We start from the raw sequence: 20,443 nt of genomic DNA, 5'->3' as shown, positions 1-20,443 counted from the left end.
CAGCAAACCAATGACCAGAGCGAAGAGGAAATACGGCAGCCGGCAGACAAAATTCGTACCGACACGGGAAAAAAGGGCGTTCGCCGACGGGCGTCCCAAGGGAACCCGTAAGAAGTTCCCCTTCGAACAGACACCGCTGGGGTTCCTGCTTAAATATGAGATGCCCGTCGTATATGACATCCTGCAAGACAAGTACAAGGACCCCAGGCGTTTCCACCCCGCAGCCGAGGTAGTGGAGCTGGTGTGCAGGGCATCCGGGGACCCCACCTACAAGAAGCCCAAATTCCGGCGCTGCATGAACGCGTACATCGCCGACGGGCTTTGCTGCAAAAGGGGTAAGATTCTCACACCCGGTCGGAAGGCGTACTACGAGTCGGTGCGCAGGAAGAAGATGGAGGCGTTCATTGCGGGAAACCGGAAGAAAATAAAGATTCTGGGAGAACAGGTTTTTAATAATGTATTTAAAAAAGATTCGGAAAATGATGCCTAAAAATATATGGTTCAACGGGTTGTATTCCCTATTTGAAAATTTATTTAAACACACTTGGAACGTAAGGAATAACCTCTTATCTTTGCAGCAAATAAATTGATTGCCGGGTAATTCCGGGCGGAAGAATTACTTCACTTTCCCCATTACCCACCATATTGTAAATTGAGATGCGGCATGTCTATGAACCGAAGCAGCCAGGCATCACGTTCCGATTCTTCGGTCTTTTTCAAAAAATGCTTTTATGCAGGAAGAAAAAAACAACGGCACAGCCACAGTTGTGCCTGCCGGTGAGCTGATGAGCCTATTCTCAGCCGCACAGGAGAGCTACCAGGAAGCGCAGATACGAACTGCGGAAGAAAACAAAGGATTTTCCAGAACAGATTTTTTTAAACTTGACAAGCTCGGCACGTACAGGCTGCGCATACTCCCGGCCATCCCGTCAGCGGACGGAACCATTGACCGCAAGAGCTATGAGTGCCCGGTACACCAGATGCTGCTTGAGATCCAGAAGCCCTCTTCGGGAGGCAAAGCACAGTCCGTTTATGTCAATGCGGTACGCGCCACCGATGCGGGACTTCCGGTTGACATCATCGACACCTACCGGAAAGCTGCGGTGGCGGCAGCTAAGGAGGCGGGCGACGAGAAGCTGGCCGAGAAGATTGCGGGCGGCAACTATGGCGGAGGACTGAAATACTCCTACGCGCATTGTGCCTACATCTTTGACCTGAACGAACGCGCCAAAGGGGTGCAGTTGCTCACCCTGAGCCATTCGCAGTACAAGGAACTGGACGACCGCAAGTTCAAGCTGTGGCAGAAGAAGCTGGCCAAGAACCCGGGCTACCCGTGCCCCATCTCTTCGATAAAGGATGCCTATCCGGTAGAGATCGAAAAGAAGAAGAACGGCCAGAAGACCGAGTATGTCATCTCCATTGACAACGAATCCGACACTGACGAGCTATCCATCGAGGAACTGACCGCGCTCATGAATACCCCGCGCCTTTCGGAAGCGGTGGTGCGTTACAGCCGTTACCAGTTCGGCGCTACCATCGAGTTCCTGAAACAATGCGACGTCAAGTACGGCTTGCAGGTGATGGATACGGACGAAATGAAAGAGGCCATTGCCCAACTGGAGAAAGCGATTCCCAAGACGGATACAAGCTCATTCTCCTTTGACAAGCGCAGCAAGGACGACAAGGAAACTGAGGAAAGCGGCGCGTTGTCCCTTGACATGCTGTTCGACCGCTTTGACGCGCTACAGGAGCAGTCGCTGGGCGACAAGACCGAAGGCGGACAGGAACTGCGCGGGATGATACGTACCTTTATCGAACAGGAGAAACTGGACATCCGGGTGACCCGCACCACTACCAATGCGGCACTGCTGGAGATGATCGAGAAGGAGATGCAGGGACCGGGGGAAGAACCGGAACCGGCAGAAACCGGGACACAGGAAACTCCGGTAGAAGAATCCGCCGCACCCGTAGCGGCAGCGTCTGAAGAAACTACGCCCAGACGCAGGAGATAATCGATAATTTTTCCATCTGTAAGGGAGAGGCAAATGCCTTTCCCTTCCTAACTTATACCCTTATGAATCAACATCAACCCTGTATGTTGTTGCTCAACGACATACATATATCCAAAGACAACATCCCCGATTTTTCCCTGAACTGGAACGAAGCGCTCTCACACTGCAAGCGTCTGGACATCCATACCATTGTACTGGGCGGAGACTTGTTCTTCTCACGCTCGGCACAGACGCTGGATGTGCTGCTGGCTGTACATGATGCCTTGCTGGCTGCTGCAAAGCTGAACATAGATGTCATTCTTGCCAATGGCAACCATGATTTAGTGAACCGGGAAGCCGTACGCGGCTACTGCCATGTTTTCGACCAACACGACAATGTGCTGGTGATTGACGAATACCACACCCTTTCCAACCCGGAGTGGAGTTTCATGCTCCATGTCATACCGTACTTTCCGGAAGACGGAAGCTTTGTGGAGAAGCTGGATGAAGTCATTCTAAATGAGGTAAGCACCGGCAAGCTTAACTACCTCTATATCCATGAAGGCGTCAATGGCGCACTTTCCCGTCCCGCCGAAAATGAACTGCCGGCAAATATCTTCGGTGACTTCGACAAGGTGTTTGCAGGCCATTACCACAACCGTTGCACCGTGGCTCCCAATATCGAGTACATCGGCTCGGCACGCCAGCATAACTTCGGTGAAGACGAGGAAAAAGGCTACACCGTCCTTTATGCCGACGGTGCGACCGAATTTATAAAGAACCGTGCCAACAGGCGCTATATGGTGCTCGATGTCCCGGATGACAAGGTGGACATTCACCTGACCGACCATCTGGAGGAACTCAGGGAAGACGGCAGGTACAAGGTAAAGGTACGTGTCCACTCGTCCCTCGCCGGTGCAGCCGCCATTGACAAGGATAAATTACTGGAAGCCGGAGCGGGCAAGGTGGAAGTCGTTGTCGCGGAACTGCAAGCCGTCCGGTCTGCCGATGCGGGAGTACTGGAGAAGTTTGACGGCGGAAAGATACGCGATAACTACCGCCAATTCTGTACGGAGAAAGGAATCAGTGATTGCCTGGGATTGTCTTACCTTAAACCGGACGCGTCATGTGGAAACTAAATAAGATCACCGCAGAGAATATCTGCTCGTTCAGCAAACTGCATTACGTACTGAATCAGGGCGTTACTACATTAGTCTTCGGCAACAATCTCGACAATGACAGCCAGGGTTCCAACGGTTCGGGCAAGTCCGCATTGATAGAGTGCATCGCTACCGGCATCACGGGCAGCCCGTTGCGCAAGGTCAAGAATGAGGAAATTATCAATGATGCCGCAGATGAGTGCAGCATTCAACTGGAGTTCTTCAATGACACTTCGGATGAGGTCTTTACCATTTTGCGACGCATCCTGCGTAAAGGCGGTTCCACGGTAGAGTGCCTGATTGAACGTGAAGGCAAGGCTGTGACAACCGATGAAGCGATATGCCCCGGTATAGATGCCTATAACAAGTATATCCTTGAGAAGTTGGGCATTACCAAAGATGAACTCTACAACAACTTCCTCCTTTCCAGACATAAATACCAGGACTTCCTTTCTTCTTCCGACAAGGACAAGAAGGAAATCATCAACCGCTTTTCCAATGCCAACCTTGTGGATATAGCCATGGAGAAGGTACTGGAAGACAAGAAGCCGGTGGATGAAGCGTTGCGCAAGGCGGAACTGGAAGTTGCCGGGCTGGACGGGCGCATTGAGATGCTGGCTGAACAGATTCTCAAAGAAGAGGATTCGGCCCAGGAAAAAGCACGTACGAAAGCCCAAAGGCTGGCGGATATGGAAAAGAGCATCGCCGAGAAGCGTTCCCTGATACGGGACTGCAACGAAGAGATGGAAATCCTGAAAGCTTCCTATCAGGGGATTGAAAAAGCGGATAAACAGATGCAGGAACTGGAAAACGGTGAATCCTCCATCGGGGAGTGCCTGAAAGAAGTCACCGCCCTGCTCTCTCCCCTGCAATGCGGTTCATTATCGGACTGGAACGGGATAATCACGGACAAGAAAGGCAGGATTGAAAAACTGAACGGGGAGCTTTCCGTTTGGGACAAGGCTTTGGAGGAAGCGGAAAAGAAACTGCAAGAGGTAACACGGATGCGCAGCTCCCTATTCGAAGAATACCGTGTCTTCTTTGAAAACTTTAAAGTAAAATCGGACGGATACGATGCAGAACTGGAGCGCATGGATAAGGATATAACAGCTCTTACCGACCGTATCACTGAACTGGGCGGGCAAAGGGCTGCTCTTATATCCGCCATCGAAAACCTGAAGAACAAGCTGGCGGGGACAATCGTTTGCCCGGCCTGCCGCCACCCATTCATTTTATCAGATGAAAACTTCAATGTACAGGCTGCCCGTAAACAGGTGGAAGACAACGAGACGGAAAAGGGAAAACTGGACAACCTGCTGGCGGATTGCCGCAAACAATCGGAAAGCATTGAAGAATCGGAGAAGGAAATCCGTACAAGCAAACGTGCCCTTACCGGACAAAACGCCTCCTGGGAGGAAAAACTTCAGCAAGCGGAAAAGTCGGGACGGACCGCCATCGGGTTGCAGGAAGAAGCCGGTCAGGGCAAGGAACGGGTCATTCGCCTGATAAGTTCCCTGCAAACGGAACTGGATGGCATCCGCCGCAAGCTTTTTGACGAGGCGTTCTCACTTCTGGACGATGCCTATAAAAGCATCAGGCGGAATATCGGTAGCTGCGGGGAGGACATCAAAGCGGCCCAAAGTGCCATTCTGGTGCTCGAAAATACGATGAAGGAATTGAAGGAATCATCCCACGGCGATATTCTCGTCTCCCTGAAAGCCTCGCTCAAAGAGTACCGTAACCAGTCCTCGGAAGCGGTTGCCGTATTGGAAAAGCTGGAGAAACAGTCCGGGGAACTGATGTGTCAGGCGGAAGTCTTTGCACAGTTCAAGTCCTACCTTGCCAATACCAAGATCGCGGCGCTGGCACAAGTTACGAACGAGTTTCTGGAGAGTATCGGCAGCGAAAATCGCCTGCAACTCTCCGGCTTTACCACCCTGAAATCGGGAAAGATACGCGAGAAAATATCGGTCAGCCTGTTGCGCTCCGGCATGGATTGCGGCTCTTTCGACAAGTTCTCCGAGGGGGAAAAGTGCCGGGTGAACCTTGCCACAATCCTTGCCATGCAGAAACTGGTGAACGGGAACTGCGAGGGGGACAAAGGGCTGGGCCTGATCGTACTGGATGAAATTCTCTCTCCGGTGGATGAGGACGGGCTGGCAAGCATGTTCGGAGCCCTGAACAAGTCCGGCATCACCGCACTGGTCGTATCGCATGGGAACATCAGCGAAAGCTACCCTTACAAGCTCATTATCAACAAACAGGATGGTAAATCCTATATCAATCACCCAAACCAATAACCACTATGAAAAAAGAAAAACCAAAAGCCGAAGAACTCAGGCAGGAGCATATACTGGCTCTCGACATGGCTACCCTTTGCGGCTATTACAGCGTGCATGAATCTGGCACGTGGAACTTCACCGAAGGCAAGCACCGAAACGACAACAAGCAACACCTCGCACTGAAGAACACGCTGACGGACTTTATTGTGGGATACGGCATCCGCCGGATTGTGACCGAGGACGTGTCGGTAAACAAGCACTTCTTCGACATGCGCAAGCTATCGGAGTTCCGGGGCGTATTGCTCTGCGTCTGTGACGAGCTGAACCTGCCCGAACCGGAGTTCATCAACCCGAAGGCGCTCAAGAAGTTCGCCACGGGCAACGGGAATGCCGGGAAACAGGAGATGGTGCAGGCTTACGTGCAGCGTTTTGGCCGGCAGCCGCTGGATGACAACGAGGCGGACGCCGCCTGGCTATACTACTATTACATCAGCAAATACCGTATCAACTAAACCTTGGACATCTATGCAGAACAACCTTTATTTCAATGAATTGACAGCTACAGATTATATTCTGAAACTTAGCGGCTGTCACGATGGGGAAGGCAAATAGCTCGCCTTACCTGACGGATGAAGAGTCCGTACGCACCCGCACGGCCCTGTTCCATAAATACGTTTACCCGTACCGGAACCTGATCTACCACATCTGTATCAGGCAGACCCGTGACAAGGAGAATATCGACGACAACTACAACGAAGTGCTGATAAATTTCTACAAATATGTCAGCTCTTATGACCCCCGGCGGGAAATAAAGACGTGGCTTTACGCGATCACCGTCAGGATGCTGGCGGACCTGGAACGGAAGAACAACCGGTTCACCCGCGAAGGGGACGTGGGGGCGATGAGGATGGAACAGTTTCCCGATACACCCTGTACGGAAAGCATAACACTCGAAAACTACCGGGACATGCTCGGCGATGAAGTGCTGGGAGCCCTGGAAGAAATCGGCCCCCTGTACAGCGAGGCGCTCCTATTGCAAGTGGAAGGATACAAGCTGGAAGAGATAACGGACATACTCTACCGGAGGGGATGTCTCAGGACAAGGAGTGTTGAAACGACCAAAAGCAGGATTTTCCTGGCAAAGAAGAAACTTAGAGAAAGGCTTACAAGAGATGGAAAACGAAAAGAAAACTAAAGAGATGATGAAGGTGTTCGCCTTCCTGATGAACCGGGTGTATCCCGGCTTTGCTTTTCCGGGAGGCGCCGCTTCCCGGCGGGCTGTGGCTTCCTGCCTCCGCTCCCTGGAAAGCTCCGGGCAGCCGGACGCGGAGCGCATGGTAGACTTCTGCGTCTGCCAGGTGTATGCCCTTTCCAACTTCGGGGAGGAATATAAGAACCGCTGGAGGGTGACCCATTCCTTCGGGAAGAAGGCGCTCAGGCGTTACGCCGAATCCAAGCGGGAAGTACGCTATTACGAGGACAAGTGGTTATGCGGGAATGAGTTGAGCCGGGAGTTGCTGTGCGAGCTCATCCGTGACCGCACCTTCCACCCGCAGGCAAAGTTCATCTATCCCCGGTATGAGGACCGGACGAAGAAAAGGCTGGTGGGGACGGCGTTAGGATATTACATCTGCGGCGCTTCCACGCTTTTGTGGACTCCCTTTTCCCCCGTCTGCACCGACTGCCCGAAAGCCGCCGCCTGCGAGCAAAGAACCCGTACCGCCTACCCGGAACTCTACCGTATCCGTGTGGAAGAATTTAAAGCGTCCCTGAAATGATAAAGGACGGAATGAACCCGATGTCCGTGGAGTTCCTTTACGAGCTGTTCGCCACCGCCCTGCACTCAGAGATGATCTGCGGGGTGGTGGCAAGGCACGTGAAAAAGGAATACCTGCCGGACAGGGCGTTCCAGAAAATACTCCTGGCCATTTCCACCCATTACCGGAACTATAAGGAACCGCCATCGTATGCGGTGCTCAGCCAATTATTCAACGGCGACTACGATACGATGGAACTGGTGAATACCTTTCAGGAAAGCGAGGGTGAGAAGAACTCGGAAGTGCTGCTGGATATGCTGGAAGCCTATATCAAGGGGGTACGCTTGCAGATGACCTACTCGGAAGTAGGCAAGCTGTACAACCTGAACAGGCAGCCGGAGGCAGAGGGAAAGCTGAAAGAGTACGCGGAGTGGTTGTCGGGTTTTACTCTCAAGGCCACCGCCTTTGTGAACGTGGCGGAGACATTTACACAGCGTTTCTACCAGAACCGGCAGAAGGACATTGACAACCGGAACTCCCCGCTGGCTCCCGTTACCCGTTTCTATATTCCGGATCTGGATGTGATGAACAGCGGCAGGAACCTGCGGGGGCAACTGACCTGCTTCCTTGCCAGCACCGGCGTGGGCAAGTCGCATCTTGCCAAGCATATAGGCATTCGTGCCAACATTGACGACGGCTTGCATGTGCTTCACTTCCAACTGGAAGGCAGCGAGGAAGAGGCGCTGGACGCGTACTCGGGAGGGCTTATCAGCAAGAACGCTTTCTACTATGAACGCGGCAGGATATCGGATACGGAGATGAAACACTTCGAGCAGCAGGTGGCGGCTTATAAGGGCAGCATCACCGTCCGTTCCTTCCCACGGTTCAATAGTAGAATCTCCACGCTGGATATCAAGAACGGGATAGCCGAATACAGGAAGCTCAATGCCCGCTCACCGGACATTGTGATTATTGACTCGATGGACTTGCTGACGGATGCCAGCCGGAGAAACTGGGGCGAAGACCACGAACGGAGCAAACGCATCGCCGTGGCAAACGACCTCAAGGACCTGGCGGCGGACGAAAAGGTCTGGATGGTAGTAACGTACCAGGCGACGATTGAGAACAGGGACTGGCTGAATGACGAGAAAAACGTGCTCACAGAGTATAATTGCTCGGAAAGTAAAGGACTCGCACGCCCCTGTACGCATCTGATCTCCATGAACCAGTCCTCGGCGGAAAGAAAAGAGAACGTGATGCGCCTGCATGTCGCCAAAGCCCGGTTCTTCAAGAAGGGGGAAACGGTGAAGATAGCCACTGACTATGACAACGAGGTATTCTATGACGCGCGGCGGAGTATGAACTTGAAAAGGTAAAACGAATATGGTACTGTCCTCAAACGATAGGGAGTTTCTCATCCGGGAGATTACCAAAGAACTGGATGCAAAGGCGGACGGTGCGGGAAAGAACCTGATTGCCCGGTGTCCCCGTTGCGGGAAAGAAGGAAAGTATGGCGTCTATGTAGGGAAAGAGACACAGCGGAAGAAGCCGTTCATGTCGCACTGTTTCAGTTGCGGATGCTCGACCTACACGCTGGAGGCATTGCTGGACTTTATAGGCAGGCCGGATTTGATGGTGGCTCCAACGGCTGACATTGACGCCCGGCTGGATACGAACCTGCTGTTCCCGCTGGAAGAAGGTGAAGAGATAGACGACGCGCTGGGTGTGGTGGAACTGCCGGACTTTTACCGGAGATGCTTTGCCCACCCTTACCTGAAATCCCGTGGATTCACCTTCGATGACTACGAGTATTTTCCGGTGGGAACGACAAGGGGGCTGAATTTCCGCTACGATGATTATGTCGTCTTTCCCATTATTGACGAGGGCGACGTGGTGGGATACGTCTCACGCCACACCTGGAACAAGGACGAGATAGACAGGCATAACAGCCGGGTAAGGTGCAAGGGCGGATACCGGATACTGCGCTTCAGGAACTCGACGGAGAACGACTTTGTAAAGCTATTATACAACTATGATGCGGTAATTGAAGGCGTTACGGATACGGTAATTATCACGGAGGGGATATTCGACGTGATAGCATTAACAAGAAAACTGGAAATCTATGACAATGAGCATGTGACCGCGGTCGCCACCTTCGGAAAGAAGATATCCCGCACGCAGATTTACAAGCTGCAATGCAAAGGAGTTAAGACCGTAATACTTGGATACGATGGAGACGCTGTTGAAGCCATAAAGAAGACAGCCGGTGAATTGAACGCTTACTTCCGGGTATTTATTGCCGACATACCGGATGCAGGAAAAGATTGGGAAGACCTCGGGATTGAAGAGATATACGGCATATTCTCTTACCGGTTGAGGACTCCCGCCGAGTACCGACTTTTAAAAGTTCAGGAATTAAAATGAAAGAACTAATCAAATGGCTGGAAGCCAACAAAATCAAGTATCGACAGATAGACAATGAAGTAGTGGAGATGGAAGGGTTGGGAAAGCTCTATGTAGCTGACCTGACGGAGGTGAGATCGGTGTTCCGGGTGACCGGTGAAGACATCCGGTTCAACCTGATGGAGAGCCCGGAGGTACTGGTTGCCGAGGGGATATTCCATGTGGCGTTCCCGTTCGGGGACAACTGGTATTATTATAACCTGACCGAAGGGTTCCGGTTTAATATCCTCAAGTATGCGGGGGTACGGCAGCCTTGTAAAATGCAGGTACCTTTCGTGAACCTGGGCGTGCATACACCTTTTGAGTTGCTCAACGGCAGCGGAAGCATTGCCGACTGGGTACGGAAGGCAAAGTATCTGGGGCATACGGCACTGGGTATCTGCGACAAAAATACAATGGCGGCCACGCTCAATCTACAGAAGGAATGTGCGGCACAGGAAATGAAGCATGTATTCGGATATACGCTGGAAATGGAATACGATGGGGAAAAGGTGGAGATGAAAGTTTATGCGCAGACACAGCGGGGAATGAGGAACCTACTCAGAATACAGAAGGAAATCATGGTGGATTCGGATAGCCGGACACTATCGCTTCAGGGACTGCTCACGCACGGGGAAGGTAATGTATTGGTACTGGGAAAACTTGCTTCCTACTGGATGAAGAAGAGCCCGCATATCCTGGGAGCGATGGGGATTGCATTTGAAAAAGTGTTTTATCAGGTGGATTTGAGCGAATACAAGGCTGAACGTATCGACGTGGAAGTCCTGAAAGCTACCAAGTTCTTTTTTGATAATTTCTATGACGTACAGACCGGCTCATTTCAGATCGAGCCCATTCTGCTTTGTGACACGTATTATCTGGACAAGGACGATGCACGCAACAAGATTATCCTCAATAAGATAGCTACCGGGGCGGCCCACCGGCAAAGTGACGACCAGTATTTCAAGGATATAGACGAACACTACGCACTGTTTACTTCTCTCTTTGACGGAGATAAGTGGGAACTGGACAGCCTGTTCAGGGGGATGTGCGCCCATACGGTAGGAATTGCCGAGGGGGTGGTTGCCCGTTATGAGACGGACAGGAACTTCATGCCGCAGTATGATATGACTGACAAGGAAAAACAGAGGTACGGTAACAGACACCGGATGTTTCTTGAGTTGCTGGAGGAAGGATTCAGGAAGCTGGTTCCCGCCGGACAGGAAGATGAGTATCGCAAACGGCTGGACTACGAAGTGTATATCCTTGAATCCACCAATAATGTGGATTATATCCTGAATCAGTATGATACGGTGAACTGGGCACGGGAGAACGGTATTCTTGTGGGCTGCGGCCGTGGCTCGGCGGGCGGTTCACTGGTACTCTACCTGCTGGGTATCACACTCATTGACCCGATTAAGTACGATTTGATTTTCGAGCGTTTCCTGCTGCCCGAACGTGCGGGGCTTTATCCGGATGAGGTGACGATCATTGTTGGCGGGCTGGAATCCACAAAGATCGTGCATGTCACCTTAGCCAATGGCAAAGAGTATGTCTTTGACAAGGACGCCAAGTTCCGGGTGATGCGGGAAGGACGCAGCATGATGGTCTATGCCGACGAGTTGAAGCTGGGCGATGACATCATCTTTGATAACAGGGACTTATTGTGGACCATTAATTAATAATACTATGAATACAGAAATTCAGATCGTAGAGAAACAAGAGGTTCTCGGCAGAATGGTAAATGTGTACGGGAGCTTTGAAAATCCGTTGTTCCTGGCGAAAGATGTGGCGCAGTGGATAGATTATTCAAAGAACGGCAAAGGCGCTTACAGGGTGTCAGATATGCTGCAATGCGTGGATGAGGATGAAAAGCTAATACGAACATTATTCGTATCCGGTCAGAATCGTAATGTTTGGATGCTGACGGAGAGCGGCTTGTATGAATTGCTGATGCAGAGCAGAAAGCCGATAGCCAAACAGTTGAAAAAGGCAGTCAAGGCGGAACTCAAATCCATGCGCAAACATGGAGTCTCTTTCACGCCACAGAAACTTAAAGAAATGCTGGCAAACCCCGAAACCGTCACCATGATGCTGAACCAGCTCCACAAGCTGCAACAGGTAAGGGAAAGTGCCGGATGCGGGACGGACCGCAAGGAATCACAAGCAAAACCCATGAGTAACAATGTACCGGACATTCAATAATCAGCAACTATGAAAATCGAATCTATCAATCAATTAGAATCAGAAACAGCGGTTCAGGTAATCGACTGTTTTGTTGGGAAAGGATATGTGCAGGGACCCGGCGGGTCCCTGCCGTAAGGTCGGACATTGATACTGACTTTGCTTCAAACAGGCGCCAGGAAGTAAAGGAATATTTAGAGCGCCGTTATAACATGGCAGGAAAACAGCGCGTTTTCTCCGCCGGAACTTTTTCAACGATGAAACTGAAAGCTGCAATAAAAGACGTATGCAGGGTATATAAAGTCCCTGTCAGTTATGTGAATTACATTACCGCCATTTTCGAGGATGACAACATGAGTTGGACGGACCTGTTCAAGTTAGCGGCAACCAATAAGAAAGTGAACAAGTTCGTGCAGGATTACCCGCAGGTGATAGAGGATATACGGGGACTGATGGGGCAACCGCGTTCGGCTTCCGTCCATGCGTCGGCGATCATTGTCACTCCTGAATCGAAAGACGGTGAAGAGATGGAGTGCTTCGATTATACGCCTATCAAGAAGGTGGACGATATTCTGGTATCGGAGCTGGACGGATACTCTATTGACGAAACAGGACTATTGAAGAATGACTGCCTGGGCATCAAGGAACTTGCTAAAATACAGTCGGTCATAGATGAAAGTAACCGTGTCTATAATGCAGGCATCTCTTTTGAAGGGCTTGTACGTAGTGGACTGGATGACGAGAAAACCTACCGGATACTCGCCAAAGGGTACACCCAGAACGTTTTCCAGTTCAGCTCCGCAGGAATGACCAAGTTCCTGATAGATATGCAACCGGACTGCATCAACGATTTGATTGCCGCCAATGCCTTGTATCGTCCCGCCACATTGGAGTCGGGTTCGGCGCAAAAGTACCTGGACTGCAAGAGAGGTGAAGTGGCTCCCGTATATCTGTGGGGGACTTATAATGCGCTGCACTCGACTTACGGCATAATGGTCGGGCAGGAACAGCTTGTCCAAATGGCACGGGAGGTAGGCGGTTTCAGCCTTGGAGAGGGTATCAAACTGGTAAAATATATCTCAAAGAAGAAGGCGGACGAGATACACGCCATGAAAAATAAATTCATGGAAGGAGCTGCAAAGAACGGATGCCCCGGGGAAGATGCGAAGGAGATTTGGGATATGATAGAAGTTAGTTGTAAATATTTATTCAACTTTGCCCACGCAACGGCTTATGCCATCACATCGTATGTAGGTGCCTGGCTGAAAGCCAACTACCCGACCGCCTTCTACACCGTCGCCCTGCAATGGGCGGATGACAAGGAGCTCCCGCTTATCATGTCGGAAATGGAAGAATGCAGTTCTGCCAAGGTGGTGCCGCCCGATATTAACACCTCAGCCGAAAAATTCTTCACGGATTACCGGACGAATGAAATCTTCTGGTCGCTGGGTAAGATAAAAATGCTGGGAACCAAAGCGGTGCAATACATCATTGACGAGCGCGCCAAAGGCGGTCCGTTTAAATCAATCGAGAACTTTATACACCGTATATTCAAATACAAGCTGAAAAAGTACGAATACTGGGATGATGCGGATAATGAGCAGGAGGCCGTCAGGGTTCCCGTCAATGCCCGTCACGTAAAGAACCTGATTCTCGCCGGTTGTTTTGATAAGGTAAGTAACATCAGTGCCGTTGTGGAAAGGTATTCGATACTGGATAAGGCGGCTACGGAACTGGGATTCAAGATTCCCACCGGTGACTATCCCGACCACCTGATTAACCAGCACTACTTCTGGAGTATGCAGCAGATAGAGGTCTGTGGCATCGGGCGGATTGACTACAAGCGGATATATGATAACTCCTATTGCCGCCACCAGTTCAAAGGGCGGGCATCCTATTCTACCGTACATAACGCGCTCCTGTCCGGAAGCGAAGGAAAGAAGGTCGCCCTTTGCGCCACCGTCACGGAAATGGAAGAAATCTCCTACAAGGACAAGAAGACGGGAGAAAGGAAGCACCTCTGCAAACTGCATCTCCAGCAAAACAACGACCTGATAAAGCTCGTATGCTGGAATGACTTCTACACGGAGAACAGGGCGGAACTCCGGGATATCAAAGGTAAGATTGTCATCGTATCGGCAATCGTCAAGTACAATGACTACAGCGGAGGCAACAGCCTGAATACCTACAAGACTTCCCGATTATTCACACTTAACCAATCATCAGAAAATCAAATAAACCAAGAAGATGGCAGCACCCAAAAATGAACCTAAGATATATACCGGCGTCGGACTGGACTTCGAGACGTCCGGGCTGGATTGTGTGAAACATGCCTGTACCCAGTTGGCTATGCAGGCAGTACGTTTCGACACGTGGGAGATATTCGACAGCTATGTGAAATATTTCAAGCCGTATCCGAAGCAGGACATCGGCGGGACACCTAAACGTAAGGTTCTCCGAACCAAGCAGGAGCTGGAACAGGAAGAGCTCAAGCTGATGGAATACCAAACAGAAGCACTGACTTATTCAGGAATCACCATGGACACCTTATATAATCAGGGTGTAGACTTGAAAGAGATTGCCCGTGACGTCATAGACTTCGGAAAGAAGGCGACCCTTACTAATGGCAGACAGACCAAGCCTGTACTTATCGGGCAGAACATCACCTTCGATATCGGCTTCGTTCAGCAACTCATGTGCTATGCCGGACTGATGAAGGAGTTTGAGAAGGTCTTTGCCGGGAGCTATGATTTCTACGGGAACTTTCAGCCTAAATACATTGATACCATTGATTTGGGACGGCTTGCCTTTGCGAACGACCCGACAATGGCATCCTACAAGCTTGAACTGATTGCAGAGCGATTGGGCATCGAACTGGATGACGCCCATGACGCGGGCGCGGATGTCACTGCGACATTGAATGTAGCTATTGTTTGCTCCAACCGGCTAAGGAATGACAACGGCACCGGGGCGAATCTTCAGAGAGCGGAAAAAACACGGTTACACTTTAAAATCTAAGCGATGGAAGAGGAAGAAAAGACGGTTTCATTCAAGCCGTCGGAAAAAATGTTGTATGGCGTGCTGAATTATGACGGTAACGAACTGATGGCGACCATATCGGGGTACGACTTGTCTATCTCATTCAATATGAGGCTGATAAATTCTCTTTCGGATGCGGAAAGCTGTGCAGATGCCTTGGCAAATGTCTTTTATGAAACACTCATAGAAGAATTAATTCAAAAAAAATCTGCAATCTTTCAACCTAAAGCAACGCCATAACCCTATACCTTGATAAAGCACCGAAGTCCGGACTTATGCGCCGGACTTCTTACTCGAAACATAATGGAAAAAGAAACTAAAAAACTACCACTGACTGCACAGGAAGAACAGCTTTGCCAGCTTTTCATAAACGGAGGCATGAAGTTCGCCGGAAAGCGCACTCCCTGTTACCGGGAAGTCTTCAAGGATGAATCGCCCAAAGCGTACGCAGCAGCATACAAGGTGTTTGCCCGCCCGCAGGTAATGGCACGCATCAAGGAACTGGTGCAGGAAGTGGACAATGAAACAGAGACGATTGCCATGAAGCTCCAGATTACCGAGACACTGAAAGCGGTGATGGAAGAAACGGCAGACGCTTCGTATACGGACAAGTTCGGAATCAAACTCTCACCGGCTCCTTTACGGGCGGTATCAGTCAATGCGGCAAGGACGCTGATGGACATTTTTCCGATCAGGCATTCCACAGATTCAAAAGGTAAGAATGAAGCGAGCAGCGGAGTGACCTTCAATGTCATCGTTCCGGTACCGGTACAAATAACAAAGGAGGAAGATGAAACTTGACCGTAGAAAAGTACAATGGACGGTCTATCTGATTCTGCTGATCGGGCTTGTCATCTATGGCTTGCGGGATTCAGAAGGAGCGGAAAGGCTTATCCGGGCCATCACAGACGCATTTGCTATTTTATTCAATAACTCAACCTAACCTAAACTGATGACACAACTAAGAGAATTTGTACTTAACAACTTCAAGACGCTGACTATCGTGCTCTCATTCGCAGTGACAATGTACGTGCAGCACGTAACCAACATTCAAAGGATTAATGAATTGACACTCAGGTGCTCGTCGCTGGAAATCAAGATTGAAGACCAGTACCAGAAAATCGACGCTATCAAGCTTGACAAGGCAGTATTTGAAGCCACGATGACACAGTTTACATCCATGCGCTCTGACCTGAGAGAAATGCGCACGGATATTAAGGAACTACTAAAAAGTATGAGATGAGGATATGGTTTATAGCAGCCTTGCTCTTTTTCTCCCTGCACGTCCACTCGACAGACTTATTTGAAGATGCCGTGCAATTGATTAAAAAGTACGAAGGTTGGCACCATGCACGCGACCAGCCTTATGTGGGCTATGGACACCGGTTATTACCGACTGACACCTTTAACTCTGATATATCGGAGAGTTTCGCAGATTCGCTTCTGCGCAGTGACCTGAAAAAGAAATGTGCTGTATTCCGGCACCTTGGGGCTGACTCCCTTTTACTTGGAGTGCTTGCCTTTAATGTCGGAGAGAGTAAGGTTCTTCGCAGTAAACTGGTTCGGAAGCTGGAAGCGGGTGACAGGAATATCAAAGAAGAGTATCTGTCTTTCAGGATGTACAAAGGCAAGGTTGTCCGGTCTTTGGAACGAAGACGGAAAGAAGAATATGAATTACTAAAATCAAATTTCGAATAATATGACGCAATTAACCAAAAGGACATTAATGTCGGAGAATTTAAAATTCATACAAGGTGCTGATTATCAGATTTTGCGCAAAGATGCGCAAAACCCTAATGACGATAGACTGGGGAGAGAGTACTATCTCACTGGCTCATGTATCCCAAATGCTGCAATCCGTTGATGACGATGAAAAGGCACTCTATACAATATATAGAGTGGACGGTATTACTCACAAAGCATGGTTTACTGGAGAAAAGAGTGAAAGCAATAGAGAAGAATCGTAACTAATTAAAAATTAAGCGCAGGGATAATATCTCTGTGCTTATAAAAACAAGAACTATTGATATGATTAAAGAAAACGACATCGTAGTAATTAAGCCCTCAGACGAGCTTTCACTAATGAGACTGAACGATCTGGCAGGCAGAGAGGCTACAATCAGACAAGACCTCACATCTATCGGACGCCTGAATAAAGGCTATATGGTAGAACTGACTGAATCCTACCTGGATGAAGTAGATTGGTTTATTCCACAGGACTCCATTGATGATGACGAAGATTAACCTGAATAAAATTCTTCTCCTGATTGCCTTGGGACTTGGGGTAACAACTTACACCTTATATAACTGGGGCAACAGGATGAAAGAAGAAAGGAATACCTACCGTAGCAATACACATGCGCTACTTGCGGATGTAGAGCATGTCCGGATTGACTCAACGATGATGGCATCCACTATTCAGGTTCTCAACCTATCACTGGATGAATATGAAAAGTACCGGGCGGAAGATGCAGCAACCATTAAGAAGATGGGAGTACGTATCAAAGACCTGGAAGCTGCCGGAAGGCACGATGTGGAGGTCAATGCTCCGGTGGATGCTACAGTGAAAGATACGACAGTCGTCAGAGATACTACGACAATTATTGTAAAGGCGGTGAAGATGGATACGCCATACCTTAAACTGAACGGTATCATTGAAGACAATCATCTGAAAGGAAACATCCACTTACCAGTGCATCTGCATCAAGCATTTTGGGTAGAATACAAACACCGCTTTCTCTGGTGGCGATGGAAAGTAAAAGCAATACACCAGACAATCTCAAGCGACAATCCGTATGTCGAAATTAAGTATACGAAACTAATTAACCTAAAGAAATAATCTTATGGAACAACTACAAATTTTCAACAATCCTGACTTTGGACAGGTTCGTACCATTGAAAAGGATGGCAATATTCTATTTGCCGCAAGTGATGTAGCAAAAGCACTTGGATACTCAAAAGCACGAGATGCAATAGTAAAACACTGTAAATCAACCCACGCCACGATTTGCGGCGTAGGGGTACTTACAGGAAAAAAAGCAGATGGTACTCCAGTATTTCAAACCGTACAAATGAAATTCATCGACACCGGAAATGTTTACAGATTGATTGCTCGTAGTAAACTGCCGGAAGCTGTTAAGTTTGAAAGTTGGGTATTCGATGATCTTATACCTAACACTTTGAAGAACGGAGGATACCTTGTTATTAAAAAAGGAGACACCCCTGAAACTCTTGCTGAAAGAGGGCAGCAGGTTCTTCAAGCTTCAGTGGAAAGGCTGACAAAGCAACTTGAAAAATCCGAAGCAGAAAACGAGAAGAACAAAGCATTGTTGGAAGAGATGGCTCCGAAAGTTGAGTATTTCAATGAAGCAATGGATTATGGAACCACTTATTCAATAACAAAAATAGCAAAAGGTCTGGGAATGGGAGGACGCAAACTAAACAAGTGCTTGCATCAGCTAGGAATACAATACAGGCAAGGTGGAACATGGCTTCTTTATTCTAAATATGAGAATCTTGGTTTTACTAAGCTGGTTCCTGGACAGTTGGAGAATCGTAATGGAGATACATATCCTATAGTGAATAGTAGATGGACTGAAAAAGGACGGGCATTTATCCACCAACTCAAAAGAGAAGGTAAGATATAGTCATTACTTTCTATTAGAACTCATAGGTATTGGGGACGCCCTAAAACAAGGCGTCCCTGACTATTAGACACTTATCAATTTTCAATAAAAAACTCAATTACTATGTTATTCAGAAAATCATTCCAAACCCAAATCAACGGTACAAACCGGGTATTCATAGCAACAGTAGAGAAGTTGAAAAACATTCAGGCGGGCATCACTGCCAGAGTTGAAAAGAATCACGCTAAAGTTCAGAAGCTGACCAGCGAGAACGAAGAACTGGAAGATATGAAAGCCAAAGCGGGACGACAAATCGAAGAAATCAGTAAATTCATTATTTAATGGCAGAAATAGATTGCTACGAGCACCAGCTATTCGATGCAAGGTGGCTCAACGGTTACAGCGTTCCGTACTATAATACGCATATCAATAAGTATTACGTCAAGTCCGTTTATGACGGCAACATTATCAAAAAATCATATAGCAGTACATTGCGGGAGTTGAGACGAAAGATGAAAAAATATAATTAAAAAGGCTGTCTAATAAGTCTTGAAAAATCAAAATCACCCACGTTACAGGTATCTGTGGTGTGGGTGAAGGGGGCGTAAAATAAACTGTGTCATGCATTATTTTTCCTTAAAACTCATCGGTCGGGGATCGGCCAGCGCCAAGGGGCGGGACCACCCGTCCCGACGAGCGTAAAATTACAATAATTTAAATCGCTCTCCAAACTTTATGGCTAATTGTTGCGAGATTGTAGCCCAATTGGCAAGTGGCATGGTCCATTTCTTCCGTATATTACGATATGCAAGATAAACCAGTTTTTCAAGGGCTGTATCCGATGGAAATACGCCTTTGTTTTTTGTTACCTTGCGGATTTGGCGGTGATATCCCTCAACAGTATTTGTGGTATAGATAAGCTTACGGATAGCCAGAGTATACTGGAAGAATTCAGATAGCTTATCCCAATTGTCCTGCCAGGATTTAATAACAATAGGATACTGTTCACCCCATTTATCCTCCAGTTTAAGAAGCTCGTTTTCTGCGGATTCCTTATTGACAGCCTGATAGACGCACTTCAAATCCTTCAGGAATTCTTTCTGATTCTTGGAACCTACATACTTGATGGAATTACGTATCTGGTGTACCACACAAAGCTGTACGGCTGTGTTGGGATAAATACTTTGGATGGCTTCAGGAAAGCCCTTGAGGCCATCTATACAGGCTATGAGAATATCTTCAACTCCACGGTTTTGAAGGTCCGTCAGAACACTGAGCCAGAAGTTTGCGCCTTCATTCTTTGATATATACATTCCGAGCAGTTCCTTATGCCCCTCCCTGTCAATACCTAATACGTTGTAGATTGCACGGGGTACCGCACAGCCACGCTCATCCGTTACTTTGTAATGAATAGCATCCATCCAGACTATTGGATAGACAGAATCAAGCATCCGTGATTTCCATGACTTTATTTCCGGAAGTACACGGTCGGTGATGGCACTGATTGTATCTGCAGAGACACGGTTTCCAAGGTTCTCTTCCATCCAGTTGCTGATTTCCCTTGTACTGTTTCCCATTGCATACAGGCCGATTATACGGTCAGCAACACCTTCTGCCAGAATGGTTTCACGCTTCTTGATGAACTGCGGATCAAAACTCGAATTACGGTCACGGGGAGTAGATACAGTTACCTCGCCCAAGGGAGTCTGAACCTGCTTTTGCATCTTTCCGTTACGACGGTTACCCATTTGGCGTTCCTCGTCAGTCAGATGGGCATCCATCTCACCTTCCAGAGCTGCATTTAAGATACTTTCCAATAATGGCGCAAACGCACCATCTTTCCCTAACAAAGGCTTGCCCGCTTTCAGCTGTTCAATTGCCTTGTTCTTGATACTCTCAAAATCAAATTCTTCTTTCATAAAAAAACTGTGTTAGCAAAGTTAATATTTTATTCTTTGCTGA

At 48.7% G+C, this 20,443-nt stretch carries 25 protein-coding genes; 24 read left to right on the top strand and 1 reads right to left on the bottom strand.

Annotated features, from left to right (window positions below; translation table 11 throughout):
• Positions 1 to 10: 10 nt before the first annotated feature.
• The 24 genes from QZ135_RS06585 (at position 11) to QZ135_RS06470 (ending at position 19,011) form a co-directional block, all read left to right on the top strand.
• Entirely contained in the window at positions 11 to 490 is a 480-nt protein-coding gene (locus QZ135_RS06585; protein ID WP_294606995.1) for a hypothetical protein, read from the top strand.
• A 241-nt stretch (positions 491 to 731) separates the two neighbouring features.
• Positions 732 to 2,012 carry a hypothetical protein gene (locus QZ135_RS06580; RefSeq protein ID WP_294606993.1) on the top strand — a complete coding sequence of 427 codons (1,281 nt, stop codon included), beginning with the start codon at positions 732 to 734 and terminating at the stop codon, positions 2,010 to 2,012.
• 62 nt (positions 2,013 to 2,074) lie between these two features.
• Entirely contained in the window at positions 2,075 to 3,130 is a 1,056-nt protein-coding gene (locus QZ135_RS06575; protein WP_294606991.1) for a metallophosphoesterase, read from the top strand.
• The gene (locus QZ135_RS06570; protein ID WP_294606989.1) at positions 3,118 to 5,451 is read left to right on the top strand and encodes an SMC family ATPase; all 2,334 of its coding nucleotides are present in this window, start codon (positions 3,118 to 3,120) and stop codon (positions 5,449 to 5,451) included. Before QZ135_RS06575 ends, QZ135_RS06570 begins: the two co-directional genes overlap by 13 nt.
• Before the next feature lie 5 nt (positions 5,452 to 5,456).
• Positions 5,457 to 5,945 (top strand): crossover junction endodeoxyribonuclease RuvC, encoded by a 489-nt coding sequence (locus QZ135_RS06565; RefSeq protein ID WP_294606987.1) that lies wholly within the window; start codon positions 5,457 to 5,459, stop codon positions 5,943 to 5,945.
• A gap of 83 nt (positions 5,946 to 6,028) precedes the next feature.
• A complete protein-coding gene (locus tag QZ135_RS06560; RefSeq protein ID WP_294606985.1) occupies positions 6,029 to 6,628 on the top strand; it encodes an RNA polymerase sigma factor in 600 nt (199 codons plus the stop codon).
• Positions 6,543 to 7,211, top strand: a complete 669-nt coding sequence (locus QZ135_RS06555) for a hypothetical protein (protein WP_294606983.1) — start codon at positions 6,543 to 6,545, stop codon at positions 7,209 to 7,211. The genes QZ135_RS06560 and QZ135_RS06555 overlap by 86 nt, the downstream gene beginning before the upstream one ends.
• A complete protein-coding gene (locus QZ135_RS06550) occupies positions 7,208 to 8,566 on the top strand; it encodes a DnaB-like helicase C-terminal domain-containing protein (protein WP_308757814.1) in 1,359 nt (452 codons plus the stop codon). The genes QZ135_RS06555 and QZ135_RS06550 overlap by 4 nt, the downstream gene beginning before the upstream one ends.
• 7 nt (positions 8,567 to 8,573) lie before the next feature.
• Positions 8,574 to 9,614, top strand: a complete 1,041-nt coding sequence (locus QZ135_RS06545) for a toprim domain-containing protein (protein WP_294606979.1) — start codon at positions 8,574 to 8,576, stop codon at positions 9,612 to 9,614.
• Positions 9,611 to 11,314: a PHP domain-containing protein gene (locus tag QZ135_RS06540; protein WP_294606977.1), complete on the top strand. Its 1,704-nt coding sequence runs from the start codon at positions 9,611 to 9,613 to the stop codon at positions 11,312 to 11,314. The genes QZ135_RS06545 and QZ135_RS06540 overlap by 4 nt, the downstream gene beginning before the upstream one ends.
• 7 nt (positions 11,315 to 11,321) lie before the next feature.
• On the top strand, positions 11,322 to 11,837 hold the full coding sequence (locus tag QZ135_RS06535) for a BRO family protein (protein WP_294606976.1): 516 nt from the start codon (positions 11,322 to 11,324) through the stop codon (positions 11,835 to 11,837).
• A 65-nt stretch (positions 11,838 to 11,902) separates the two neighbouring features.
• Positions 11,903 to 14,083, top strand: a complete 2,181-nt coding sequence (locus QZ135_RS06530) for a DNA polymerase III subunit alpha (RefSeq protein ID WP_308757827.1) — start codon at positions 11,903 to 11,905, stop codon at positions 14,081 to 14,083.
• The gene (locus QZ135_RS06525; RefSeq protein ID WP_294606975.1) at positions 14,064 to 14,834 is read left to right on the top strand and encodes a 3'-5' exonuclease; all 771 of its coding nucleotides are present in this window, start codon (positions 14,064 to 14,066) and stop codon (positions 14,832 to 14,834) included. The genes QZ135_RS06530 and QZ135_RS06525 overlap by 20 nt, the downstream gene beginning before the upstream one ends.
• Before the next feature lie 3 nt (positions 14,835 to 14,837).
• Positions 14,838 to 15,095, top strand: a complete 258-nt coding sequence (locus QZ135_RS06520) for a hypothetical protein (protein ID WP_294606974.1) — start codon at positions 14,838 to 14,840, stop codon at positions 15,093 to 15,095.
• Positions 15,096 to 15,158: 63 nt separating this feature from the next.
• Positions 15,159 to 15,656, top strand: a complete 498-nt coding sequence (locus QZ135_RS06515) for a hypothetical protein (protein WP_294606973.1) — start codon at positions 15,159 to 15,161, stop codon at positions 15,654 to 15,656.
• Positions 15,646 to 15,798, top strand: a complete 153-nt coding sequence (locus tag QZ135_RS06510; RefSeq protein WP_287645985.1) for a hypothetical protein — start codon at positions 15,646 to 15,648, stop codon at positions 15,796 to 15,798. The genes QZ135_RS06515 and QZ135_RS06510 overlap by 11 nt, the downstream gene beginning before the upstream one ends.
• Before the next feature lie 9 nt (positions 15,799 to 15,807).
• Positions 15,808 to 16,098, top strand: coding sequence for a hypothetical protein (locus QZ135_RS06505; protein WP_294606972.1), 291 nt, complete (start codon positions 15,808 to 15,810; stop codon positions 16,096 to 16,098).
• Positions 16,095 to 16,553: a glycoside hydrolase gene (locus QZ135_RS06500; RefSeq protein ID WP_294606971.1), complete on the top strand. Its 459-nt coding sequence runs from the start codon at positions 16,095 to 16,097 to the stop codon at positions 16,551 to 16,553. The genes QZ135_RS06505 and QZ135_RS06500 overlap by 4 nt, the downstream gene beginning before the upstream one ends.
• Before the next feature lie 83 nt (positions 16,554 to 16,636).
• Entirely contained in the window at positions 16,637 to 16,822 is a 186-nt protein-coding gene (locus QZ135_RS06495; RefSeq protein WP_294606970.1) for a hypothetical protein, read from the top strand.
• A gap of 61 nt (positions 16,823 to 16,883) precedes the next feature.
• Positions 16,884 to 17,099 carry a hypothetical protein gene (locus tag QZ135_RS06490; RefSeq protein WP_294606968.1) on the top strand — a complete coding sequence of 72 codons (216 nt, stop codon included), beginning with the start codon at positions 16,884 to 16,886 and terminating at the stop codon, positions 17,097 to 17,099.
• Positions 17,083 to 17,694 carry a DUF6549 family protein gene (locus QZ135_RS06485; protein ID WP_294606967.1) on the top strand — a complete coding sequence of 204 codons (612 nt, stop codon included), beginning with the start codon at positions 17,083 to 17,085 and terminating at the stop codon, positions 17,692 to 17,694. The genes QZ135_RS06490 and QZ135_RS06485 overlap by 17 nt, the downstream gene beginning before the upstream one ends.
• A 4-nt stretch (positions 17,695 to 17,698) precedes the next feature.
• Positions 17,699 to 18,502, top strand: a complete 804-nt coding sequence (locus tag QZ135_RS06480) for a phage antirepressor KilAC domain-containing protein (RefSeq protein WP_294606966.1) — start codon at positions 17,699 to 17,701, stop codon at positions 18,500 to 18,502.
• Positions 18,503 to 18,604: 102 nt separating this feature from the next.
• Entirely contained in the window at positions 18,605 to 18,823 is a 219-nt protein-coding gene (locus QZ135_RS06475) for a hypothetical protein (protein ID WP_294606965.1), read from the top strand.
• Positions 18,823 to 19,011: a hypothetical protein gene (locus QZ135_RS06470; RefSeq protein ID WP_294606963.1), complete on the top strand. Its 189-nt coding sequence runs from the start codon at positions 18,823 to 18,825 to the stop codon at positions 19,009 to 19,011. The genes QZ135_RS06475 and QZ135_RS06470 overlap by 1 nt, the downstream gene beginning before the upstream one ends.
• A 174-nt stretch (positions 19,012 to 19,185) precedes the next feature.
• Here the strand turns inward: QZ135_RS06470 and QZ135_RS06465 are convergent, their stop codons facing one another.
• Positions 19,186 to 20,400: an IS256 family transposase gene (locus QZ135_RS06465; protein WP_294606961.1), complete on the bottom strand. Its 1,215-nt coding sequence runs from the start codon at positions 20,398 to 20,400 to the stop codon at positions 19,186 to 19,188.
• Positions 20,401 to 20,443 lie beyond the last annotated feature (43 nt).

It is taken from the genome of uncultured Bacteroides sp. (genome assembly GCF_905207245.1).
Taxonomy (GTDB): Bacteria; Bacteroidota; Bacteroidia; order Bacteroidales; family Bacteroidaceae; genus Bacteroides.
This window is presented reverse-complemented; position numbering and strand designations above follow the sequence as displayed.

Excerpts from the sequence above, each read along its gene's own strand:
- QZ135_RS06585 (WP_294606995.1), top strand. The coding sequence starts at position 11 with ATGACCAGAGCGAAGAGGAAATACGGCAGCCGGCAGACAAAATTCGTA.
- QZ135_RS06465 (WP_294606961.1), bottom strand. The coding sequence starts at position 20,400 with ATGAAAGAAGAATTTGATTTTGAGAGTATCAAGAACAAGGCAATTGAA.
- QZ135_RS06475 (WP_294606965.1), top strand. The coding sequence starts at position 18,605 with ATGTTATTCAGAAAATCATTCCAAACCCAAATCAACGGTACAAACCGG.
- QZ135_RS06525 (WP_294606975.1), top strand. The coding sequence starts at position 14,064 with ATGGCAGCACCCAAAAATGAACCTAAGATATATACCGGCGTCGGACTG.
- QZ135_RS06575 (WP_294606991.1), top strand. The coding sequence starts at position 2,075 with ATGAATCAACATCAACCCTGTATGTTGTTGCTCAACGACATACATATA.
- QZ135_RS06540 (WP_294606977.1), top strand. The coding sequence starts at position 9,611 with ATGAAAGAACTAATCAAATGGCTGGAAGCCAACAAAATCAAGTATCGA.
- QZ135_RS06550 (WP_308757814.1), top strand. The coding sequence starts at position 7,208 with ATGATAAAGGACGGAATGAACCCGATGTCCGTGGAGTTCCTTTACGAG.
- QZ135_RS06470 (WP_294606963.1), top strand. The coding sequence starts at position 18,823 with ATGGCAGAAATAGATTGCTACGAGCACCAGCTATTCGATGCAAGGTGG.
- QZ135_RS06515 (WP_294606973.1), top strand. The coding sequence starts at position 15,159 with ATGGAAAAAGAAACTAAAAAACTACCACTGACTGCACAGGAAGAACAG.
- QZ135_RS06490 (WP_294606968.1), top strand. The coding sequence starts at position 16,884 with ATGATTAAAGAAAACGACATCGTAGTAATTAAGCCCTCAGACGAGCTT.
- QZ135_RS06565 (WP_294606987.1), top strand. The coding sequence starts at position 5,457 with ATGAAAAAAGAAAAACCAAAAGCCGAAGAACTCAGGCAGGAGCATATA.
- QZ135_RS06520 (WP_294606974.1), top strand. The coding sequence starts at position 14,838 with ATGGAAGAGGAAGAAAAGACGGTTTCATTCAAGCCGTCGGAAAAAATG.
- QZ135_RS06505 (WP_294606972.1), top strand. The coding sequence starts at position 15,808 with ATGACACAACTAAGAGAATTTGTACTTAACAACTTCAAGACGCTGACT.
- QZ135_RS06485 (WP_294606967.1), top strand. The coding sequence starts at position 17,083 with ATGATGACGAAGATTAACCTGAATAAAATTCTTCTCCTGATTGCCTTG.
- QZ135_RS06510 (WP_287645985.1), top strand. The coding sequence starts at position 15,646 with ATGAAACTTGACCGTAGAAAAGTACAATGGACGGTCTATCTGATTCTG.
- QZ135_RS06495 (WP_294606970.1), top strand. The coding sequence starts at position 16,637 with ATGCGCAAAACCCTAATGACGATAGACTGGGGAGAGAGTACTATCTCA.
- QZ135_RS06500 (WP_294606971.1), top strand. The coding sequence starts at position 16,095 with ATGAGGATATGGTTTATAGCAGCCTTGCTCTTTTTCTCCCTGCACGTC.
- QZ135_RS06480 (WP_294606966.1), top strand. The coding sequence starts at position 17,699 with ATGGAACAACTACAAATTTTCAACAATCCTGACTTTGGACAGGTTCGT.
- QZ135_RS06580 (WP_294606993.1), top strand. The coding sequence starts at position 732 with ATGCAGGAAGAAAAAAACAACGGCACAGCCACAGTTGTGCCTGCCGGT.
- QZ135_RS06570 (WP_294606989.1), top strand. The coding sequence starts at position 3,118 with ATGTGGAAACTAAATAAGATCACCGCAGAGAATATCTGCTCGTTCAGC.
- QZ135_RS06535 (WP_294606976.1), top strand. The coding sequence starts at position 11,322 with ATGAATACAGAAATTCAGATCGTAGAGAAACAAGAGGTTCTCGGCAGA.
- QZ135_RS06545 (WP_294606979.1), top strand. The coding sequence starts at position 8,574 with ATGGTACTGTCCTCAAACGATAGGGAGTTTCTCATCCGGGAGATTACC.
- QZ135_RS06560 (WP_294606985.1), top strand. The coding sequence starts at position 6,029 with ATGGGGAAGGCAAATAGCTCGCCTTACCTGACGGATGAAGAGTCCGTA.